This is a genomic window from Planococcus sp. CP5-4_YE, from assembly GCF_019042655.1.
Taxonomy (GTDB): Bacteria; Bacillota; Bacilli; order Bacillales_A; family Planococcaceae; genus Planococcus.
The window spans coordinates 69,321-90,889 of sequence record NZ_JAHPZO010000010.1; the positions used below are offsets into that span (position 1 = coordinate 69,321).

General features: G+C 50.2%; 22 protein-coding genes. 19 read left to right on the plus strand and 3 right to left on the minus strand.

Annotation, left to right across the window (positions count from 1 at the left end; translation table 11 throughout):
* Positions 1 to 34: 34 nt before the first annotated feature.
* Positions 35 to 811, minus strand: coding sequence for an enoyl-CoA hydratase-related protein (locus KTG14_RS12195; protein WP_216971182.1), 777 nt, complete (start codon positions 809 to 811; stop codon positions 35 to 37).
* Positions 812 to 911: 100 nt separating this feature from the next.
* Between KTG14_RS12195 and KTG14_RS12200 the strand changes: the two genes are divergently transcribed.
* Together KTG14_RS12200 and KTG14_RS12205 are read left to right on the plus strand one after the other, a co-directional pair.
* Positions 912 to 2,528, plus strand: a complete 1,617-nt coding sequence (locus tag KTG14_RS12200) for an ABC1 kinase family protein (protein ID WP_216971183.1) — start codon at positions 912 to 914, stop codon at positions 2,526 to 2,528.
* Positions 2,529 to 2,736: 208 nt separating this feature from the next.
* Positions 2,737 to 3,102, plus strand: a complete 366-nt coding sequence (locus KTG14_RS12205) for a YhjD family protein (RefSeq protein WP_211653698.1) — start codon at positions 2,737 to 2,739, stop codon at positions 3,100 to 3,102.
* On the opposite strand, the gene KTG14_RS12210 is transcribed toward KTG14_RS12205, so the two are convergent.
* Positions 3,099 to 3,653 (minus strand): competence protein ComK, encoded by a 555-nt coding sequence (locus tag KTG14_RS12210; protein ID WP_216971184.1) that lies wholly within the window; start codon positions 3,651 to 3,653, stop codon positions 3,099 to 3,101. The genes KTG14_RS12205 and KTG14_RS12210 overlap by 4 nt on opposite strands.
* 176 nt (positions 3,654 to 3,829) lie before the next feature.
* On the opposite strand from KTG14_RS12210, the gene KTG14_RS12215 reads away from it, so the two are divergent.
* The 4 genes from KTG14_RS12215 to KTG14_RS12230 all read left to right on the plus strand — a co-directional run bounded on the left by KTG14_RS12215 (position 3,830) and on the right by KTG14_RS12230 (position 10,389).
* Entirely contained in the window at positions 3,830 to 4,069 is a 240-nt protein-coding gene (locus tag KTG14_RS12215) for an IDEAL domain-containing protein (protein WP_058381274.1), read from the plus strand.
* Positions 4,070 to 4,270: 201 nt separating this feature from the next.
* Positions 4,271 to 6,253, plus strand: coding sequence for an excinuclease ABC subunit UvrB (gene uvrB / locus KTG14_RS12220; protein ID WP_216971185.1), 1,983 nt, complete (start codon positions 4,271 to 4,273; stop codon positions 6,251 to 6,253).
* Between the two features lie 6 nt (positions 6,254 to 6,259).
* Positions 6,260 to 9,142: an excinuclease ABC subunit UvrA gene (uvrA, locus tag KTG14_RS12225; RefSeq protein WP_216971186.1), complete on the plus strand. Its 2,883-nt coding sequence runs from the start codon at positions 6,260 to 6,262 to the stop codon at positions 9,140 to 9,142.
* 83 nt (positions 9,143 to 9,225) lie between these two features.
* Complete coding sequence (locus KTG14_RS12230; RefSeq protein WP_216971187.1) at positions 9,226 to 10,389, plus strand: DUF4097 family beta strand repeat-containing protein; 1,164 nt, start codon at positions 9,226 to 9,228, stop codon at positions 10,387 to 10,389.
* Positions 10,390 to 10,439: 50 nt separating this feature from the next.
* On the opposite strand, the gene KTG14_RS12235 is transcribed toward KTG14_RS12230, so the two are convergent.
* Positions 10,440 to 10,982 (minus strand): N-acetylmuramoyl-L-alanine amidase family protein, encoded by a 543-nt coding sequence (locus KTG14_RS12235; protein ID WP_216971188.1) that lies wholly within the window; start codon positions 10,980 to 10,982, stop codon positions 10,440 to 10,442.
* A 163-nt stretch (positions 10,983 to 11,145) separates the two neighbouring features.
* Between KTG14_RS12235 and hprK the strand changes: the two genes are divergently transcribed.
* The 13 genes from hprK to hisIE all read left to right on the plus strand — a co-directional run bounded on the left by hprK (position 11,146) and on the right by hisIE (position 21,518).
* On the plus strand, positions 11,146 to 12,072 hold the full coding sequence (gene hprK, locus KTG14_RS12240; protein ID WP_216971189.1) for an HPr(Ser) kinase/phosphatase: 927 nt from the start codon (positions 11,146 to 11,148) through the stop codon (positions 12,070 to 12,072).
* A 21-nt stretch (positions 12,073 to 12,093) separates the two neighbouring features.
* Complete coding sequence (gene lgt / locus KTG14_RS12245) at positions 12,094 to 12,906, plus strand: prolipoprotein diacylglyceryl transferase (protein ID WP_216971190.1); 813 nt, start codon at positions 12,094 to 12,096, stop codon at positions 12,904 to 12,906.
* Positions 12,907 to 12,925: 19 nt separating this feature from the next.
* Entirely contained in the window at positions 12,926 to 13,861 is a 936-nt protein-coding gene (locus KTG14_RS12250) for a nucleoside recognition domain-containing protein (protein WP_216971191.1), read from the plus strand.
* On the plus strand, positions 13,858 to 14,511 hold the full coding sequence (gene ppaX, locus KTG14_RS12255; protein ID WP_216971192.1) for a pyrophosphatase PpaX: 654 nt from the start codon (positions 13,858 to 13,860) through the stop codon (positions 14,509 to 14,511). Before KTG14_RS12250 ends, ppaX begins: the two co-directional genes overlap by 4 nt.
* The gene (locus tag KTG14_RS12260; RefSeq protein WP_216971193.1) at positions 14,508 to 15,020 is read left to right on the plus strand and encodes an acyltransferase; all 513 of its coding nucleotides are present in this window, start codon (positions 14,508 to 14,510) and stop codon (positions 15,018 to 15,020) included. Before ppaX ends, KTG14_RS12260 begins: the two co-directional genes overlap by 4 nt.
* A 138-nt stretch (positions 15,021 to 15,158) precedes the next feature.
* On the plus strand, positions 15,159 to 16,322 hold the full coding sequence (locus KTG14_RS12265) for an ATP phosphoribosyltransferase regulatory subunit (RefSeq protein WP_216971194.1): 1,164 nt from the start codon (positions 15,159 to 15,161) through the stop codon (positions 16,320 to 16,322).
* On the plus strand, positions 16,315 to 16,941 hold the full coding sequence (gene hisG, locus KTG14_RS12270) for an ATP phosphoribosyltransferase (RefSeq protein ID WP_101189964.1): 627 nt from the start codon (positions 16,315 to 16,317) through the stop codon (positions 16,939 to 16,941). The genes KTG14_RS12265 and hisG overlap by 8 nt, the downstream gene beginning before the upstream one ends.
* Positions 16,938 to 18,221 (plus strand): histidinol dehydrogenase, encoded by a 1,284-nt coding sequence (gene hisD, locus KTG14_RS12275; RefSeq protein ID WP_216971195.1) that lies wholly within the window; start codon positions 16,938 to 16,940, stop codon positions 18,219 to 18,221. Before hisG ends, hisD begins: the two co-directional genes overlap by 4 nt.
* Entirely contained in the window at positions 18,218 to 18,805 is a 588-nt protein-coding gene (gene hisB / locus KTG14_RS12280) for an imidazoleglycerol-phosphate dehydratase HisB (RefSeq protein WP_254178142.1), read from the plus strand. The genes hisD and hisB overlap by 4 nt, the downstream gene beginning before the upstream one ends.
* The gene (gene hisH, locus KTG14_RS12285) at positions 18,802 to 19,431 is read left to right on the plus strand and encodes an imidazole glycerol phosphate synthase subunit HisH (protein ID WP_216971196.1); all 630 of its coding nucleotides are present in this window, start codon (positions 18,802 to 18,804) and stop codon (positions 19,429 to 19,431) included. Before hisB ends, hisH begins: the two co-directional genes overlap by 4 nt.
* The gene (gene hisA / locus KTG14_RS12290) at positions 19,424 to 20,152 is read left to right on the plus strand and encodes a 1-(5-phosphoribosyl)-5-[(5-phosphoribosylamino)methylideneamino]imidazole-4-carboxamide isomerase (protein ID WP_216971197.1); all 729 of its coding nucleotides are present in this window, start codon (positions 19,424 to 19,426) and stop codon (positions 20,150 to 20,152) included. Before hisH ends, hisA begins: the two co-directional genes overlap by 8 nt.
* The gene (gene hisF / locus KTG14_RS12295) at positions 20,146 to 20,898 is read left to right on the plus strand and encodes an imidazole glycerol phosphate synthase subunit HisF (protein WP_216971198.1); all 753 of its coding nucleotides are present in this window, start codon (positions 20,146 to 20,148) and stop codon (positions 20,896 to 20,898) included. The genes hisA and hisF overlap by 7 nt, the downstream gene beginning before the upstream one ends.
* Complete coding sequence (hisIE, locus tag KTG14_RS12300) at positions 20,895 to 21,518, plus strand: bifunctional phosphoribosyl-AMP cyclohydrolase/phosphoribosyl-ATP diphosphatase HisIE (RefSeq protein WP_216971199.1); 624 nt, start codon at positions 20,895 to 20,897, stop codon at positions 21,516 to 21,518. Before hisF ends, hisIE begins: the two co-directional genes overlap by 4 nt.
* The last annotated feature ends 51 nt before the right edge of the window (positions 21,519 to 21,569 follow it).

Here is a 21,569-nt window from a genome sequence, read left to right on the forward strand (position 1 = left end):
AGGCGGAGATTTTTTCTCCGCCTGGCTTTTTTGATTAGCGCCCTTTAAATTCCGGTTTGCGTTTCTCGCCGAACGCGAGCAGCGCCTCAACGCGGTCCTCTGTCGGGATGGTGATTTCGTAAGCTTTCCGTTCGATTTGAAGCCCTGTTTGCATATCGGCATTCATGCCATGTTTAATGGCAAATTTAGCTTGCTGCAACGCGATTGGCCCGTTCGCTAAAATTGAATCCGCAAATTCGCCTGTTACTTGCGCCAAGTCGTCTGGCGCAGCGAGGCGGGTGACGAGGCCGTAATCGAGCGCTTCTGATGATTTCAAACGGCGCGCGGTCAAGATCAATTCCATCGCTTTCGCTTCGCCGATCAATCTCGGCAGGCGCTGCGTGCCGCCGGCGCCTGGTATGATCGCAAGGCTCGTTTCGGTCAACCCGAGCAATGTATCGTCCGCTGCGATGCGGAAATCACAAGCCAAAGCAAGCTCCATGCCGCCGCCGAACGCGTAGCCATTGATCATGGCAATTGTTGGCTGCGGCAAGTTTTCGATGGTCGTGAACACTTCACCGATTTTGTAGAGATTGCGCTTGACCTGGTCTTGCGTCAAGGTCTTGCGTTCTTTCAAGTCGGCCCCGACACTGAAAGCCTTGTCGCCAGCACCGGTGAAGACGACGACCCGAATATCGGGATTGATGCGGATCGCTTCTGCCACTTGGCCAAGTTCAGCGAGCATATCGTAATTGAATGCATTCATCGAATCCGGCCGGTTCAAAGTGATGAACGCCAAATTTCCTTTTTGTTCATAATGAATTGTTTCCATATGCATCCCCCTTTAATAATCCGTCCGTTAAAAACATACCACTTTTTGGACTAATCTGTCACCAAACTCTATAATGGGAACAACAGGGGGGAGCTCATTCATGAACCAGGTTACATATCTCCGTATTTACCGCATCGTTTCCATGGCGATCCGATTTTATTTACAAATATCGCTTTTCCAAAGGCGCAATAGGGGCAAGTGGACTCCAGTCGTTGAACAGCGCTGGAATGAACTCGTCACCCGACAGGCAAAAGAATACAAGGAACTGGCGCTCAAACTGGGCGGCCTGATGATCAAATTGGGCCAATTCTTGTCCACCCGTGCGGATATCATGCCGCCAAGCTTCTTGGCGGAGCTTGAGGGACTAACGGACCGCGTGCCATCCGTGCCGCGAAAAGACATCATCGAAGTGATGGAGCAGGAGTGGAATGTCGAGCATGACAATTATCTGGATGAATTATCGGATCAAGCAATCGCTTCCGCCTCCATCGGCGAGGTGTTCAAAGGCCGCTTGAAAAATGGCACCGAAGTCGCTGTCAAAGTCCAGCGCCCGGGGACCGACCGGATCATCCGCGCCGATTTCCAGGCGATGCGCATCGTCATCTGGCTGGCGAAGAAATTTACCCCGTTTACAAAGCAAGTCGACTTTGACCAATTATACGTCGAGATGACTGAAACGATTGGCGCGGAACTGAACTTCGTCCGCGAACTTCAGAACGGCCGGGCTTTTGCGGACCGCTTCGCGGAAATGAACGGCGTCCACATCCCGGTCTATTACGATGAATACACGACGCGCCGCGTGTTGGTGATGGAATGGATTGAAGGCGCAAGGATCACAGACATCAGTTTTATCGAAGAGCACGGGCTCAACCGCCACGAAATTTCCGAGCGATTGTTCATCCTGTTCTTAGAGCAAGTGTTGTACGGTGGCCAGTTCCATGCCGACCCACACGGCGGCAATATCCTGTTGAAGCCGGACGGCACCATCGTGCTGATCGATTTCGGGATGATCGGCACAATCTCCGAGCGCGATTCGCAAGCGATTCTGCTGATTGCGGAAGGCATCCTGTTCAAGAATTATGAACAAGTGCTCGACGGTTTGGAGGATTTGCGTTTCCTTCTGCCAAATGCGGACCGCGACTTACTAGCGGAGGCCGTTGAGCGGCTCGTCGCCGCTTACGAATCAAATGAGTTGATGCAGATGGATAGCTTTGTTGTCGAGCGTCTATTGAAGGATATGCAGGACATTGTTCGCACACAGCCGGTGCAGCTGCCAGCGGAATTCGCCTTTTTCGGCCGGGCCACATCGATTTTTGTCGGCGTTTTGCATGTGCTGGATCCCAAAGTTGACCTGTTCGCACTTGCACGTCCACGCGTCTTGGAATGGGCTTCGACCAAGCGCGAAGGGAAAGGCATCTTCGGCAAGGAAGATGTTTTCCGCTGGATCCTCAATTCCACAGGACCGGCGAGGGCGTTCCCGAAAAAACTCATCAATTTCCTCGATGAACCGGAACGCATCCGCCATTACTTGGAGAACAAAGAAGGCCGGGAGCGCGAGCATCAGCGCAATCTGCAGAGCCGGATGTTCGCTGGCATTTTCTCGCTAGTGTCATTTTCCGGGATTTCATTATCCGTCTGGTTCTGGCACGAACCGTTCCTATGGGTTTCGTCGGTATTTTTTGTCGGCTCGCTGTGGGCATTCCGTGCCATCCGTTGAACAAAAAAATCGCCTGATCGAAATGCAGGTTGATCCTGCATGCCGAAAAGGCGATTTTTCATATGGTGAATAAATACAGCGCAAGTTCGTCCGGTATGGCAAAAAACAATCGAAATCATCCTTTTTTAACTAGCGGCTCTTGCAATTTACGGATTCCCAGTTAAAATAAAAATAAGAACACTTGTTCCTATTTACTGGGGGTGGGGAAATGCCTCTGATTTCAAGGGCGGAAATAGCCGTGTTTGAGAAGCGGGTGCAATTGCCGATGGTGCTCCTCATTTTGGAACGGGATCGCGAGTGTATCCAAAAAGGCCCTTTCAAATTGAAAGCCCCCTATCTGGAATTACTGGACCGGGCGATCGAACGGGCAAAGGGCGACTTGGCCGAAACCATCGCGTTCATGAGGGCCAATGGCATGAAGGTGAGGCGGGGAAGTAAAGACGACAATTTCTCGGAATATGTATTTTGTCATGGCGGCTATGAAGACCATCGCCGCTATTTGAATATCCGCTTGAAAAATGCCGTTGAAGATCAATTGAGGCTTTATCTGACAGCAGCCGCTAAATCATTTTAATCCAGCGGCTGCTGGCTGCGAGGCGGAAACGCCCGTTTCGTCACATAATTCATCCGGTGGTTATGGACGCGTTGCGCTTTTTTGAAATAGCGGCGCAAAGATCCGGTGAACGAATGCTGGTTGCGAAGCGCAATGGGAGAGATGTCTGCAGGGACGACGACGCCATTGCTGAGCGATACCAAACTGCCTCGCCCGCTATTGTCCGCAGCGATCAAATCGATGGCATCGAAATTGAACCAGATGGAATCCTTGTTTTTCGGAGAGTGGGTAGGAAAGAAAATCAATGGATTGCCGTAATACTCACCGACGATGATCGGCGGTTTGTGTTTAACGCCAATCGCTTTTTGTGCGTAGAGCGTGGCGCTGGCGAGGGAGCCGCGATAGAAAGAGCACGATTTCGCTACAATTTTATAGACCGATTCCTCCACCAGGAATTCGCTGCGGTCTTCAATGACGCGTGTCAAGAGCCGGTGGCCGTCCATATACGGGAGCAGCGCATATGTATTGCTGCAAATTGTATAAGAGACAGGATATTGATTCTTCTTACCCATGAATATTTACCCCCTAAATTTACTTTACATACCTCATTATAATAAAAAATGGAAAATACACAATAAGTATTTTCCGAAAAAATTATTTTTTCAATCTCATTGTAATTTTCAAAAAACTCTTGCTTCTTTCTTGCGCTTTCGTGTATACTAATGAAAAGCATTCGGGGTGAAGAAGAATGGAAAACTATTATTCTTATGCTGACTTCATGAAAGCGATGGCTCAAACGAAAAAGATCACGGAAGCGGAAAAGCTGCTGAATGAGATCTACCTGGATCTGTTCTTGAAGCATGTTCACCGCGAACAACAGGAAACGCAATTGCTGGCACTTATCGACGAAGCCCTGGATCATAACGACCGCAAATCTTTTGACACATATACCGCACAGCTGCAAGAGCTGAAGCGGGAAGAAGAATGACAAAACCGCCCGGAGCAACTCCGGGCGGTTTTTTTGTGCCTTGAATTACGGCAGCTGGTCTTCACTGGACTGCGAAATTCTACCTGTAAACAAGCGATTCGCTGAATATACTTGAGAAAAAACATACGTTCGCTTTTTGTTAGGGGGATTTTAGGGCATATGTTAAAATAGAAGTAGTGAAAAATACGGGAGGACATATCCATGAAAAAGGAATTTAACCTGCAAGCCCCTTATGAACCGGCGGGCGACCAACCGGAAGCCATCACCCAATTGACCAAAGGCATCATCGACGGCAAAAGATTTCAGACCTTGCTCGGTGCTACCGGTACGGGGAAAACCTATACGATGTCGAATGTCATTCAACAAGTGAAAAAACCGACATTGGTCATGGCGCACAACAAAACTTTGGCAGGTCAGCTCTATAGCGAGTTTAAGGAATTTTTCCCTGACAATGCCGTAGAATACTTCGTCAGCTATTACGATTATTATCAGCCTGAGGCATACGTGCCGCAGTCCGATACATTCATAGAAAAAGATGCGAGCATCAATGATGAAATCGATAAACTGCGCCACTCGGCGACCAGTTCTTTGTTCGAACGTGATGATGTCATCGTCATCGCCTCTGTTTCCTGCATCTACGGCCTTGGTTCCCCGAAAGAATACCGGGAACTTGTCGTCTCTTTGCGCAAAGGCATGGAAATTGAACGCAACCAACTGCTGCGTAAATTGGTCGACGTGCAATACGAGCGCAACGACATCAATTTTATCCGCGGGACATTCCGTGTACGCGGCGACGTGGTCGAAATCTTTCCGGCTTCGCGCGATGAGCGCTGCTTGCGCGTGGAGTTTTTTGGCGATGAAATCGACCGCATCCGGGAAGTCGATGCCTTGACAGGGGAAATCATCGGCGACCGCGAACACGTCGCTATTTTCCCGGCGTCCCACTTTGTTACGCGTGAAGATAAAATGGTCAGAGCCATCGAAAATATCGAAGCGGAACTCGAAGAACGCCTGAAGGAAATGCGTGCGGAAGATAAATTGCTCGAAGCGCAGCGTCTTGAACAGCGTACGCGCTACGATTTGGAAATGATGCGCGAGATGGGCTTCTGCTCAGGCATCGAAAACTATTCGCGCCATTTGACGCTGCGTCCAGCAGGCGCACAACCGTATACATTGATCGATTATTTCCCGGACGATTTCCTGCTGGTCGTCGACGAAAGTCACGTCACGTTGCCGCAAGTGCGCGGCATGTTCAATGGGGACCAAGCGCGCAAAAAAGTGCTCGTCGACCACGGCTTCCGTTTGCCATCCGCCATGGATAACCGCCCGCTGACATTCGATGAGTTCGAAGAGCATATCGACCAGGCGGTGTTCGTTTCAGCGACGCCAGGCCCTTATGAACTCGAACATACGCCGGAAATGGTCGAGCAGATCATCCGTCCGACAGGCTTGCTGGATCCAGAAATCGAAATTCGGCCTATTGAAGGACAAATTGACGATCTCATGGATGAAATTCAGCAGCGCAAAGAACGTGGTGAACGCGTCTTGGTCACGACCTTGACTAAGAAAATGTCGGAAGACTTGACGAATTACTTGAAAGAAGCAGGCGTCAAAGTCAATTACCTGCATTCCGAGATCAAGACGCTCGAGCGCATCGAAATCATCCGTGAGTTGCGGATGGGTGTATACGATGTGCTGGTCGGCATCAACTTGCTGCGTGAAGGCCTCGATATCCCAGAAGTGTCATTGGTGACCATACTCGATGCCGATAAAGAAGGATTCCTGCGTTCGGAACGCTCCCTCATCCAGACAATGGGGCGTGCTGCCCGAAACGAGAACGGCCACGTCATCATGTATGCGGATCGGGTCACGGATTCCATGCAGAAAGCGATCGACGAGACGACCCGCCGCCGCACCATCCAGGCAGCTTATAATGAAGAACACGGCATTGTGCCGGTAACGATAAAGAAAAAAATCCGCGACGTCATCCGTGCAACAGAAGCGGCGGAAGAAGCGGAAGAGTATGTCAGCAAAGCGGTCGAAGGCAAGAAACTCAAGAAAGAAGACCGCATGAAGCTCGTCACATTGCTCGAGAAGGAAATGAAAGAAGCGGCAAAAGCGCTCGATTTCGAACGTGCCGCAGAACTGCGTGATACAGTGTTGGAATTGAAAGCGGAAGGATGATAGGACTTGAAAAACCAAGAGATACGCATACAAGGCGCGCGTGCCCATAATTTAAAAAACATCGATGTGACGATTCCGCGTGATAAGCTCGTCGTCATGACCGGTTTATCCGGTTCGGGGAAATCATCCCTGGCATTCGATACGATCTATGCGGAAGGCCAGCGCCGATACGTCGAGTCCTTGTCGTCTTATGCACGGCAATTTCTTGGCCAAATGGATAAACCGGATGTCGATTTGATCGAAGGATTATCTCCGGCGATTTCGATCGACCAGAAGACAACAAGCAAAAACCCGAGATCGACCGTAGCGACTGTGACAGAAATCTACGACTATATCCGGCTCATGTATGCGCGGATCGGCAAACCGATCTGCCCGAACCATGGCATCGAAATTTCTTCCCAAACAGTCGAGCAGATGGTCGACCGTTTAGTTGAATATCCGGAGCGGACGCGCATGCAAGTGCTGGCACCGCTCGTATCAGGGCGCAAAGGCACCCACGTGAAACTGTTGGAAGATATTAAGAAACAGGGATACGTGCGGGTCCGCGTCAATGGCGAACTGATCGACTTGGACGACAATATTTCGCTCGATAAAAACAAAAAACATTCCATTGAAGTGGTCATTGACCGAGTCATCATGAAAGACGGAATCGCCCCGCGCTTGAGCGACTCGCTGGAGTCAGCCTTGCGTCTCGGGGAAGGGCGCGTGCTGGTAGATGTTATGGACGAAGAGGAACTGTTGTTCAGCGAACATCATGCCTGCCCGATTTGCGGATTTTCCATCGGTGAATTGGAGCCGCGCATGTTTTCATTCAACTCGCCATTTGGGGCATGCCCTGAATGTGACGGGCTTGGGATGAAACTGGAAGTCGACCCTGAACTGGTTATTCCGGATTGGGATGTCAGCCTCGAAAATCATGCTATCGCCCCGTGGCGCCCGACGAGTTCACAATACTACCCTCAATTGCTCCAAGCGGTATGCAGCCATTTTGGTATTGAAATGGATGTGCCGATGAAAGAGTTGCCTGAAGACCAGGTCAACATCATCCTGCACGGGTCCGATCGTGAGAAAATCCGCTTCCGTTATGAGAATGATTACGGCAAAATCCGCGACAGCCATATTTTCTTTGAAGGCGTGCTCGCGAATGTTGACCGGCGCTACCGGGAAACCAGTTCTGATTATATCCGGGACATGATGGAGAAATTCATGGGCCAGCAGCCATGCCCAACATGTTCAGGCTACCGGTTAAAACCGGAGTCATTGGCAGTCAAAGTCAATGATCTCCATATCGGGCAAGTCGTTGAGTATTCGATTACGGAAGCGCAAGCGTTTTTCGACAGCTTGACGCTTTCGGAGAAAGACCGCCAGATAGCGAATATGATCCTCCGCGAAATTCAAGAGCGTGTCGGTTTCTTGATCAATGTAGGGCTCGATTATCTGACATTGAACCGCGCATCGGGCACATTGTCAGGCGGGGAAGCACAGCGCATCCGCCTTGCAACGCAAATCGGCTCGCGGCTGACAGGCGTTCTTTATATTCTCGATGAACCTTCAATCGGGCTTCATCAACGCGACAACGACCGTTTAATTAACACGCTAAAAAATATGCGTGATATCGGCAATACGCTGATTGTCGTTGAGCACGATGAAGATACGATGATGGCAGCGGATTATCTCATCGATGTCGGCCCTGGAGCCGGCGTACACGGCGGCGAAATCATCGCTGCTGGAGCACCCGAAAAAGTGATGAAAAACAAGAAATCGTTGACCGGCCAGTATTTGAGCGGCAAAAAATTTATTCCGCTGCCGGCTGAACGCAGACAGCCCAATGAACGGAAGATTTCAATCCGTGGAGCCTCTGCGAATAACTTAAAAAATGTCGATGTCGACATTCCAATTGGGTTGTTCACAGCGGTCACCGGAGTTTCAGGTTCTGGAAAAAGTACCTTGATCAATGAAATCCTCTACAAGTCGCTGGCCCATAAACTGAACCGTGCGCGGGTTAAGCCAGGACAGCACAAATCGGTGGAAGGCATCGAGGAACTGGAAAAAGTCATCGATATTGACCAATCACCGATTGGGCGCACACCGCGTTCCAACCCGGCGACTTACACAGGCGTATTCGATGATATCCGGGATGTGTACGCGACAACCAATGAAGCGAAAGTGCGCGGCTATAAAAAAGGCCGTTTCAGCTTCAACGTCAAAGGCGGGCGCTGTGAAGCCTGCCGTGGAGATGGCATCATCAAAATCGAAATGCACTTCCTGCCGGATGTCTATGTACCATGTGAAATCTGCCATGGCAAGCGCTATAATCGCGAAACGCTGGAAGTGAAGTATAAAGACAAAAACATTGCAGACGTGTTGGAAATGACAGTAGAAGATGCCTATGCATTCTTCGAGAACATCCCGAAAATCAACCGTAAATTGAAAACCATCGTCGATGTCGGGCTCGGCTATGTAACGCTCGGCCAGCCGGCGACTACATTATCCGGCGGTGAAGCACAGCGCGTCAAACTGGCTTCGGAGTTGCATAAACGCTCCAATGGCAAGTCGTTCTATATTTTGGACGAACCGACGACCGGCCTCCATGCCGATGATATTTCACGTTTATTGAAAGTGCTGCAAAGGCTCGTGGATAATGGAGATACCGTGTTGACGATCGAGCATAATCTCGATGTCATCAAAACGGCCGATTATTTGATTGACCTCGGACCGGAAGGCGGAGACAAAGGCGGCACGATCTTGGCCACTGGCACCCCGGAAGATATCGCTAAAGTCGAAGGATCCTATACCGGCATGTATTTGAAACCGATCCTCGAGCGGGACAGTGCACGCATGAAAGAACTGGTCGGCAAGGCAAGCACTAAGAAAAGAAAAGCAAAGTGAAACTTTCCCTCGATACAAACGTATCATTAAAGTAGAACAGGAATTTCTGCGAGGGCAGAAATCCGAAGAGGAGGCCAAACGATATGCAAAGTGAAAAAGAACGCATTTTGGACATGGTTGAAAATGGCACGATCTCGGCACGTGAAGCGGTTGAGCTATTGAAAGCGGTCGATGGCGGGGAAACCGGCAATGCTTCAAAAGACTACGGCCGTGAAACCTACCGCAGTTCGCGCGGCAAGCGTGGATTCTTCCGTCCGGAAGACATGTTCAAAAAGTTCTCGAAAGATCTTTCGAAGGATTTTTCCAAGAACATGTCCAAGGATTTCAATCAACTTGGAGACCGGATGATGCAGTTCATGCAGACGTCCGCCGATAAGCTGAAAACGATGGAATTCGATTCGCCATTCGGTGAAGCCGTTCGTTTTGAACACACCTTTACGGAAGAAAGTGCGGATCTCCACACGATCATTGCCGATATCGCTAACGGGCAATTGGAAGTTTTCCCTTCACAGGACAGTTCGATCCGAGCAGAATGCAGCGTCAAGGCATTCCGCGCAGAATCTCCAGAGCAGGCAAAACAGGATTTCCTGGAAAAATTCGTATTCATTGCGGATGACCGTAAATTGCGTATCATCAGCGACTTGAAAACGACGCAAGTGAATCTCGTCTTATATGTGCCAGCAGCGGCGTTTGAACAAATTGTCGTTCGCCTGTTCAATGGCGGCTTCACGATGAAGCGTCTCGATTCTGCCTTGATCAAAGTCAAAACTGCAAACGGCAAGATTGATTTGAAAACGATCCAATTCGAAGAAGCTGAGCTTGAAACAGCTAACGGCCCAATCCAGATGATGGAAGTGAAAGGCCGCGAAGTTGAGGCGGAAACTTTGAATGGCCGTATTTATATCGATGGGGATATTGAAGACATCGACGCGAAGTCTTTAAATGGCAATGTTGTCGCGACGACGCGCAGCAAAGAAGCGAAGAAGCTCGAAGCGAAAACCTTGGCGGGCAATGTCGAGATTTACATTCCTCAGCATTTGGCGCTGCGTGGGGAAGTTTCTTCAAATCTTGGGCGCATGGATGTTATGCTGCCGGATATTAACAGCAGCCACGAACAAGGCCAGTTCATGCAGAAAAAAATGCATTTCACGAAAACAGGGGATGTGGAGTCTGCAGGTGGGCCATTGCTCGTCTACGGCGAAACCAAAACCGGGTCTATCCTTGTGCGTTATTTGACAATCGATTGAACCATATGAAAAAGCCCAGTGGAGAATTTTCTCCACTGGGCTTTTTTGCGTTATCGTTCCATACAGGTGATGGCAAAGCTGATGGCGCGTGCACAGCGCTTGCGGTAGTCGTCGGATTGCAGCAAGGATGCTTCATGCCGGTGCGTCATAAATCCACATTCAACAAGAACTGCGGGCATGACGGTATCCCTCAGCATAGCGAAATCCGCTGTTTTCAATCCGCGGTCTTTCCTTTGCGTCGACAAGATCAGCGAATCCTGGAGCAACTGCCCCAATTTGCGCGTGCGGGCAGGAGCTGTTGGATAAATAAAACTTTCGATGCCTTGTGCAGGGCTATAGTTATTTCCTGACGCATTTGCATGAATCGATACCAATAGTTCGGCGCCGGACCGATTGGCGAAGTTCGTCCTTTCCTTCAAAGGAACGTCACGGTCTTGCTGATGGCTGAACAACACCGTGTATCCTTCCACCGCTAAGCGCTTTTTCACATCTTCTGCGACAGCGTTGTTAAAATGGAATTCCCGCATCCTGCCGTCCGGTGTCCGTTTGCCAATCGTCCCTGGCCCGTGTCCTGCATCAATGATAATCTTCATCTAACATTCCCCCTTCATTCCTTATATAGAAGGAATGGGCAAGAAAGGGGACGAAATTCTTCAATTTCTTTTTTTCCATGTTAAAATAAAAACAAACCGACCGCAAAGTGAAGGGATTATTTGGAATATCTAGTTTGCGCAGCCGGGGGAATGAGGGGAAATTATGGGACAAGTAACAGTGAAACAAGTAATGGATATGTTCGGCTTGAAACTGATCAGCGGCCAAGAGGGCATTGGGCGCCATATTGCCATCAGTGATATTTCGAGGCCGGGACTGGAAATGGCAGGCTATTTCACCCATTATCCAGCAAATCGCATGCAATTGCTCGGGAAAACAGAACTGTCGTTTTTCGCCATGCTGAAGCCGGAAGAGCGGCTAGACCGAATGATGAGATTGTGTGCGGAGGATACACCTGCAATTATCGTTTCACATGGAGTCGAAGTACCGGAGGAATTGGTCATTGCTTCTGCCGAAAAACATGTGCCGGTGCTCGGGACGAACATGACGACCACCCGGTTCTCCAGTTTACTGACGAACTTTCTAGAAAGCCATCTCGCTCCGACGACTGCTGTACACGGCGTGCTGGTCGATATTTACGGAATCGGCGTGCTCATTACCGGAAAAAGCGGCGTCGGGAAAAGTGAAACCGCTTTGGAACTCGTCAAGAAAGGCCATCGCCTCGTAGCGGATGATTGCGTTGAAATTCGCCAAGAAGGCGAAAGCACACTCGTTGGGCATCCACCGAAGCTGATCGAGTACCTGCTCGAGATTCGCGGTGTCGGTATCATTGACATTATGACTTTGTTCGGGGCGAGCGCCGTACGCAATTTCAAGCGCATTTCGCTCGTCATCGATCTCGAGCTTTGGGATCAAGACAAGACTTACGACCGTCTCGGGCTAGAGGAAGAGACAATGAAAATCATCGATACGGAGTTGACGAAGCTGACGATCCCTGTACGCCCAGGACGCAACCTTTCCGTCATTATCGAAGTAGCTGCGATGAACTACCGCCTGAAACGGATGGGCGTCAATGCCGCTGAGGAATTCTCCAAGCGGCTTGATGATGTCATCGCGCAGGATACAAATTAAGCGAATGGGAAGGTGCATTATATGTTTTCAGTTTTAGCAGCGATCGACCCAGTAGCGTTTTCGCTTGGGCCAATCGATGTCCGGTGGTACGGCGTCATCATTGCGACCGGCATCGTCATCGCGTTTCTCGTAGGCCAGAAAGAAATGGTCAAGCGCGGCTTGCATCCGGATTATCTGACCGATCTATTGATCTGGGCTGTGCCGCTCGCCATTGTTGGCGCGCGTATCTATTATGTGATGTTTGAATGGGAAAATTATAAAGATCAACCTGGACAAATTATCGCCATCTGGAATGGCGGGATTGCAATACATGGGGCATTGATCGCTTCGGTCATCGTTGCCTACGTATTCACGAAACGACGCAATACACCGTTTTTGAAAGTGGCGGATATTTTGGCTCCAAGTATTTTGATCGGCCAGGCCATCGGGCGCTGGGGTAATTTTATCAACCAGGAAGCGCACGGTGGGGAGGTGTCGCGTCAATTTCTTGAGAATCTGTTTATTCCCGATTGGATCATCAACCATATGTACATAGATGGTGCTTATTACCACCCGACTTTCCTCTATGAATCGATGTGGAGCTTGGTGGGAATCATTATTTTGCTGCTGTTGCGCAAAGTGAATCTCGTGCGCGGGGAAATGTTCTTCTTCTATATGATCTGGTATTCGGTCGGGCGCTTCTTTATAGAAGGAATGCGCACCGATAGTTTATATGTTATCGGCGAATTGCGCGCTGCCCAGCTAGTGTCGGTCATCGCGATCGTCATTGGGCTTGCGTTCATCATTTACCGGCGCGTTGCTATCAAAAACCCGCCGCATTATTTGGATAAATAATTAGGAAAGAAGAGATGGAATGTCGACAGTGAAAAATGGCTTGAAAGCCGGATTAAAGACTACGTGGTCACTCGGAAAAATCATTTTTCCGATTACTTTGCTCATTACCATGCTGCAATTCACGCCGGTATTGCCATTTATCATCGATTTAATCGCACCGGTCATGGGGATATTTGGCCTGAGCGGCGAGGCGGCCGTTCCGCTTGTGCTCGGCAACGCGCTCAATCTGTATGCTGGAATCGCGGGAATCTTATCGCTTGAACTGACCGTCAAAGAAGTATTCATCCTGGCGGTTATGTTATCGTTCTCTCATAATATTTTTATCGAAACCGGCGTTGCCTTGAAAGTCGGCGTTCGTTTATGGGTCGTCTTGTTGGTGCGTTTTGGGCTTGCGGCTTTGTCCGGCATCTTGATCAACCTGTTCTGGTCTGGCGGCGGCGAAATTGCACAATATGGTTTTGCGCCTGAAGCTGCCGCTGCCCCGGAAACCTGGCTCGGCATCTTCTTGCTCGGCCTGGAAAAAGCCAGTTTTGGCGTGCTTCAGCTGGCGATGATTGTCATTCCGCTCATGCTGATGATCCAACTATTAAAAGATCGCCATTATTTACAGAAAATCTCCAATATGATGGGGCCGCTCACCAGGCTGATCGGCGTCGAGAAAAATGCCTCGTTGACGCTCGCCTCCGGGTTGATTTTCGGGTTGGCGATGGGAGCAGGTGTGATGATCCAAGCAGTCCAGGAAGATGGCGTCAGCCGCAAAGATGCGACACTCGCCTTTATCTTCCTAGTGGCATGCCACGCAATTGTCGAGGATACGCTGATTTTCATCCCTCTCGGCATTCCGATTTGGCCGCTACTGCTGATTCGGGTCATCACCGCTCTTGCCTTGACGATATTCATCTCTTATCTATGGCGGCGAGCTGAAGACAATCGGAAGGAAGTGCTCTCTACATGAACAAAGATATAACGACTTTATTGTTTGATTTTGATGGAACCTTGCTCGATACGAATGAATTGATCGTCCAGACATTCCTATCGGTGCTCGGCGAACATTTTCCGGGCGAATACGGACGGGAAGATGTCTTGCATTTTATCGGCCCTTCATTGGAACAGACCTTCACAAAAATCGCACCGGGCAAAGTCAGCGAACTGAGCGATCAGTACCGCCGTTTAAACCGGACGCTCCATGATGAATTGGTGTCGGAATACGACGGGGTTGCAAAAACTTTGCGGACCTTAAAATCCAGAGGCTTGAAAATGGCGATCGTTTCCACTAAACGTGAAGAAACGATCTTGCACGGCTTGAAGTTGATGGGGGTGCACGATGTGTTCGATGCCTTAGTGGCATTGGATCATGTGCAGAACCCGAAGCCGCATCCAGAGCCGCTTGAACTGGCATTGCGCTTATTGGAAGCAGATCAGCAAGAAGCCTTGATGATCGGCGATAATTCACACGACATTGAAGGCGGAAAAAATGCCGGTGTTCGCACAGCCGGCGTCGCATGGACTGCAAAAGGAGAAGAGTTTTTAGCTAGCTTTGAACCGGATTTCATGCTGCAGCATATTTCCGACCTGTTGGAATTGACGAAGGCGGGCGTAAAATGAGACGCACCGAGCGATATCCTGTTGAAGGGGCAAATTCGCTTTGGCATATCTACAAAACCGTGCCGTTCTGGAAAGTCTCGAAAAACTTTCTGGTCATCCAGACGGCCCGCTATACACCGTTTTTGCCGATGAAAAACTGGCTGTATCGCCAATTTCTCGGCATGAAGGTCGGCAAGGAAACTTCGTTTGCGCTGATGGTCATGCCGGATGTCATGTTTCCTGAACGTATACAGGTCGGAGACAATACCGTCATCGGCTATAATACCACCATTCTTGCGCATGAATACTTGATTGAAGAATACCGGCTCGGCGACGTCTCGATCGGCGACCGTGTCATGATCGGAGCAAACAGTACAATTTTGCCCGGCATCAAGATTGGGGATGGCGCTATCGTCTCCGCTGCCACGCTCGTCCATAAAGATGTACCGGCTGGAGCTTTTGTCGGCGGCAACCCGATGAAAATTATCTATACAGCCGAAGAAATGGCCGTTCGACAAGCAAAATCCTGAAAGCTCAGCGCTTTCAGGATTTTTTTATAGTCCTTGCTTGACGGGCCAAAGCGGCTTGCGCTAAAATAAGAATCACTTTAATGATTCATCACTCTAGCGAACTAAAGTGAAATAACTGATAATAGGAAGTGTTCAACGATGACCATCGAAATGTTTGAAAAACCATTAGGCATGCGTGACGATTTTCCTTTAATTGCAAAACAGAAAGCAGATTTGAAAAAACAAGGCACCCACTTGATTGAGCATGGAGGGTATGAATTGCTACAGACGCCGACTTTGGAGTATTACGAGACAATCGGAAAGATTTCCGCCATTTCGGACGATGCTTTGTTCAAGCTGCTCGACAACCAAGGAAAGACGCTCGTCTTACGCCCGGATATGACGTCCCCGATTGCGCGGGTTGCGGCATCGAAATTATTGCGTGAGAAAATGCCGATCCGACTTGGCTATTACTCCAATGTATTCCGTGCGCAAAAGCGCGAAGGCGGACGCCCTGCAGAATTTGAGCAGATGGGCGTCGAGTTGATTGGCGACGATTCCCTTTATGCGGATGCAGAAGTCATCAGCCTGGCTTGGGATATTTTGAAGGAATTGGGCGTCGGTTCTGCTCGCACCGTCATCGGCCATACGAGACTGCTTGAACTGATACTTGCGGATTTCGGGCTGGATGCGGAACAAAGCGGCAAAGTGCGCGAATTGTTTGTCGCGAAGAACGGTGTCGGGGTTGAACAATTGGCAAAAAAATTGCCGATCCCTGAAAACAAGTTGGCATCATTCTTGAAATTGATGCAGGCAACAACAGTAGCCGATTGGAAACGCTGGATCAACGAAGAAAATGAAGAACAACGCGAGCTTTACCACGACATGGAGCGTTTAGAAGGACTGCTTGGGCGCAACGGACTCGGAGATGCCATCACTTTTGATATATCCTTCAGCAGCCACATGACTTATTACACTGGATTGGTGTTCGAATTCTACGGAGCTGGCAGCGGATTTCCGCTCGGCAGCGGCGGGCGCTATGACGGCTTGATGGAGCAGTTCGGCTTGCAGGTAGGTGCGACCGGATTCGGTTTGCGTGTCGACCGTTTGCTGGAATCGGTAACGGCTGAAAAAACAGAGCAACCGCACACATTGATCTTATTCGATGAACAAAGCGAGCAAAATGCATTCGATAAAGCCCAACAAATAAGAAATTCAGGGAAACGAGTGACCTTGCAGTATGCACCGGCCGTTAAAGCGCTGGAGCCGTTCACTGCCTTGTTCACCGAAGTCATCACAGGGGAGGAGCTGCACAATGGATGAATTAACAATTGCCATGCCGAAGGGCAGGATCTTTGAAGAAGCATACGAGCTATTGGTAGGGGCAGGCTATGACCTGCCGAAAGAGCTCGACGACTCGCGCAAGCTGATCGTCGAAGCACCGAATGAAAAATTCCGCTTTATTCTCGCGAAGCCGATGGATGTGCCGACTTATGTCGAGCACGGCGTAGCGGATATCGGCATTGCCGGAAAAGACGTCTTGCTCGAGCACGATCGAGACGTCCACGAATTATTGGACCTCGGCATCAGCGCATGCTATATCGCGACGGCCGGTTTGCCGGACACAGAAATGGACGAAGTGACGCCGCGCATTGCGACGAAATATCCGGCGGTGGCTTCTCATTATTACCGCAGCAAAGGTGAACAAGTCGAGATCATTGAATTGAACGGCTCAATCGAATTGGCGCCGTTGATCGGCTTGTCCGACCGAATTGTGGACATTGTGTCAACCGGGCGCACCTTAAAAGACAATGGTTTGGTGGAATATGAGAAGATTGCGGACATCACGTCGCGCCTCATTGCAAACCCGGTAAGCTACCGCTTGAAACAACAGCGCATTACCGAATTGGTCGATAAACTGCGGGAGCAGGTGGAACGATGAACATCCAACGCCTGACAGACGACTTGTCGATTCGGCGCCAATTAGCCGACGGCACAGAGCAGCAATTGCAAGCGGTGAAAGAAATCATTGGAGCGGTGCGTACAGAAGGAGACGCTGCGTTGTTCCGTTTTTCAAAAAAATGGGACAAAGCGGAGTTGTCCGCATTAAAGGTGACACCACAAGAAATCCAGCAAGCAGCTGAGCGTTTCGATCCCCAACTGCTTGCCGACCTGACAGAAGCGGCGGACAATATCCGCAGCTATCATGAAGGCCAACAGCAACAAGGCTACCGCCAAGACCGTGAGGACGGCTCGTATGTCGCGCAGCGCGTCACAGCGATCGAATCTGCCGGATTATATGTTCCAGGCGGCACGGCGGCCTATCCATCCTCGGTCTTGATGAATGTCATTCCGGCACAAGTCGCCGGAGTCGGGCGTATCGTCGTTGTATCCCCGCCTGATAGTGAAGGGAATCTGTCGGACGGGGTGCTTGTGGCAGCACATATTCTTGGAATTGAAGAATTATATAAAACTGGCGGGGCTCAAGCGATCGCGGCACTCGCTTACGGGACGGATACAATCCAGCCAGTCGATAAGATTACAGGGCCCGGCAATATCTTCGTGGCGCTCGCAAAACGCGAAGTGAATGGAGATGTTGCGATCGACATGATCGCAGGGCCGAGTGAAATTGCCATCATTGCCGATGACAGCGCATATGCGGATGAAGTGGCGGCGGATTTATTATCCCAAGCAGAGCACGATCCGCTGGCAAGTGCTGTATTATTGACAGAGAGCCGTGCACTTGCCGAACAAGTCGCGGCGCAAGTGAAAAGCCAATTGGCCACTTTGCCGCGTGAAGCGATTGCCGCGGCGTCGATCCGTGACCATGGCGCTATTTATGTGGCAGACAGCCGCGCTGAACTGATTAACGCAGCCAATCAATTGGCTCCAGAGCATCTGGAGATCATGACAGAGGATGCAGAAGCAGTAGCGGAACAAATCGATCACGCCGGCGCGATTTTTATCGGCCGTTATTCATCAGAACCGATCGGCGATTATTTTGCCGGCACGAATCACGTGCTGCCAACCAATAGCACGGCGCGCTTTTCAAGTGCCTTGTCTGTCTATGATTTTGTTAAACGGACGAGCATTGTCCATTACAGCGAGCAGGCATGGCGCGAAAACCAAGAGAAAATCGCAAGGCTCGCAAGGCTAGAAGGCCTCGAAGCACACGCACGTGCAGTCGAATCGCGCACTTGGAAAAAGGAGAGTCAATCATGAGGAAATCAAATATTTCGCGTAAAACCAATGAAACGGAAATCGCCGTCAGCTTTTCGCTCGATGGAAAAGGACAGGCGGATATTAATACGGGTGTGCCATTTATGGACCATATGTTGGACCTTTTCATCAAGCATGGACAGTTTGATGGCCGGATCCACGCAAATGGCGATACCCATATCGACGATCACCACACGACAGAAGACATCGGTATCGTCCTTGGCCAGGCAGTGCTCGAAGCACTTGGCGATAAAAAAGGCTTGCGCCGCTACGGCAATGCTTTTGTGCCGATGGACGATGCGCTCGCGCAAGTGGTTATCGATTGTTCGAACCGCCCTCATCTGGAATTCCGTGGCGATATTCCGAACGCCAAAGTCGGTGCATTCGATACTGAACTGGTTCATGAATTTCTATGGAAGTTTGCGCTGGAATCGCGCATGAACGTCCATGTCATCGTCCACTATGGCCGTAACACGCATCACATCATCGAAGCGGTCTTCAAGGCGCTTGCCCGCGCGCTTGACGACGCAACGATGATCGACCCGCGCGTAGAAGGCGTCCCTTCGACAAAGGGGCTATTAACATGATCGTCGGCATCATCGATTACGGAATGGGCAATTTATTCAGCGTCGAACAGGCATTGAAAAAACTGGAATGCACCGTCATCACGTCAGACGATGCGGAAGTGCTGGCTGAAGCGGATGCCATCTTGCTGCCGGGAGTCGGCGCCTTTCCGGATGCTATGAAGCGTTTGGATGAAAAAGGCTTGGCCGAATTCATCCGTTCGCTTCCAGAGCGGAAGGTTCCATTGCTCGGGATTTGCCTCGGTATGCAATTATTATATGAAGACAGTGAAGAAGGCAGGCCGGTCAAAGGACTTGGTTTATTGAAGGGCCATATCCGGCGCTTTCCGAAAGGCGATTACCGCATCCCGCATATGGGATGGAACCGCTTGAACTTTACACAACAGCCGTATTGGCTCGAAGATATACTGGAAGATACACATGTCTATTTTGTCCACTCGTTTTTGGCGACGGAAACGGCTCGCGCAGAAGTCTCCGCGACAGCTGAATACGGCGGGCTTGAAGTGCCGGGTGTAGTCGGCGGCGGATTGATTACAGGGATGCAATTCCATCCGGAAAAATCGGGCGAGTTCGGGCATTATTTATTGGCGCAGTGGATTGCAAATGTCAGGGGGGATTACCATGAGTGAATTTCAAATTTATCCGGCGATCGATTTGAGGGGCGGAAAATGCGTCCGCTTGTTCCAGGGAGATTATGGGCAGGAGACCGTCTATGCGGATTCGCCTGTTGAAATGGCGCAAAGCTTTGTGAAAGCTGGGGCCAAATGGATTCATATGGTCGATTTAGACGGCGCGAAAGATGGCAGCCGCATCAACGACCAAATGGTCATCGAGGCGGCGAAACTCAATGCCAACATCCAAGTAGGCGGCGGCATCCGCAGTCGCGAAGACATCGATCATTATTTATCGAACGGGGTTGCCCGTGTCATCATCGGCAGTTTGGCTGTGAGGGAGCCGGAATTGGTGGCGTCGTTTATCAAAGAGTTCGGCGCAGAGCAGATCGTCATCGGCATCGATGCCAAAGACGGTATGGCGGCGACGGAAGGATGGATCGAAACTTCCCATAAGCCGGCATCTGAAGTGGCCGCTTATTTTGCTTCAAAAGGAGCGAAACATTTCATCTATACCGATATTTCGACAGACGGCACGCTTGCCGGCCCGAATATCGACGCTAACCGCAAGCTCGTCGCCGATGATGCTTCTCAAGTCATTGTATCCGGCGGCATCGGCACACTTGATGATGTGAAAAAAGTCAAACAAGCGGCTGGTGACAGCCCGATTGCCGGACTCATCATTGGCAAAGCGCTGTATGAAAACCGCTTCACGCTCGAGGAGGCGCTGTCATGCTGACAAAACGCATCATTCCGTGCCTCGACGTTAAAGAAGGGCGTGTCGTCAAAGGCGTGAGCTTTGTGGAACTTCGGGATGCGGGAGACCCTGTGGAACTCGCCAAGTTCTACGATGAGCAAGGCGCGGATGAGTTGGTCTTCCTTGATATTTCCGCATCGCATGAGGGCAAAGAGACGATGGTGGAAGTAGTGCGCATCGTTGCGACTGAACTATCGATTCCCTTTACCGTGGGCGGGGGCATCCGGACACTAGATGATATGAAACGCATGCTGCGTGCCGGCGCAGATAAAGTCTCTTTGAATACAGCAGCGCTCGACCGTCCGGAATTGATCCAAGAAGGCGCGGATTTCTTTGGGTCGCAGTGCATCGTCGTCGCTATCGACGCGAAAAGAAATGGCGATAGCTGGGACGTCTACACACACGGTGGACGCAACCGGACCGATTGGGATGCGGTTGAATGGGCAAAACACGCAGTCGCTTTAGGTGCCGGAGAATTGCTTTTGACCAGCATGGACAGTGACGGTCAAAAAGACGGATTCGACGTCGCGCTGATAAAAGCGGTGCGTGATGCTGTGGAAGTGCCTGTTATCGCAAGCGGCGGTGCGGGAAATCGAGAGCATTTCCAGCAAGTATTCGAACAAGCGGATGCGGATGCAGCACTTGCCGCATCGATTTTCCATTATAAAGAAACGAGCGTTAGAGAAGTAAAACAGTATCTGCAGCGAGAAGGAGTGAATGTCCGGTGACAAATGTGAAATACGATGAAAACGGGTTAGTGCCCGTCATATTGCAGGATGCATCTACAAAACAAGTGCTGACTTTGGCCTATGCCAACGAAGAAGCGGTCAAGCGCACAATCGATACGAAAGAAACCTGGTTGTACTCAAGAAGCCGCAAGGAACTTTGGAATAAAGGCGCGACCAGCGGCAATACGCAGCGCGTCCAATCCGTACAGATCGATTGTGACGGCGATTCTTTGATTTATGAAGTGATCCCGAACGGACCTGCCTGCCATACTGGGGAGACGAGTTGTTTCCATGAAACTTTGACAGGTGAACGCACGGCTTCAGCATCAGACATGATTACCGAGCTCAGCGCGTTGATCAAACAACGCGAAACCGATATGCCGGAAGGCGCCTATACAACCTACCTGTTTGAAGAAGGTGTCGATAAAATCTGCAAGAAAGTCGGGGAAGAAGCAGCAGAAGTCATCATCGCTGCGAAAAACCGCGACGCACGTGAACTGGCAACGGAAAGCGCAGACTTGCTATACCATCTGCTCGTACTTCTTCAAGAACAGAAAGTCGATTTCACAGAAGTGACGGGTGTGCTCGAAGAACGCCACGCCACGAAAAAGGACAAGTAAATAATAGGGAAATATGCTATAATAACAGCACATTTAGGGATAGGAACGATT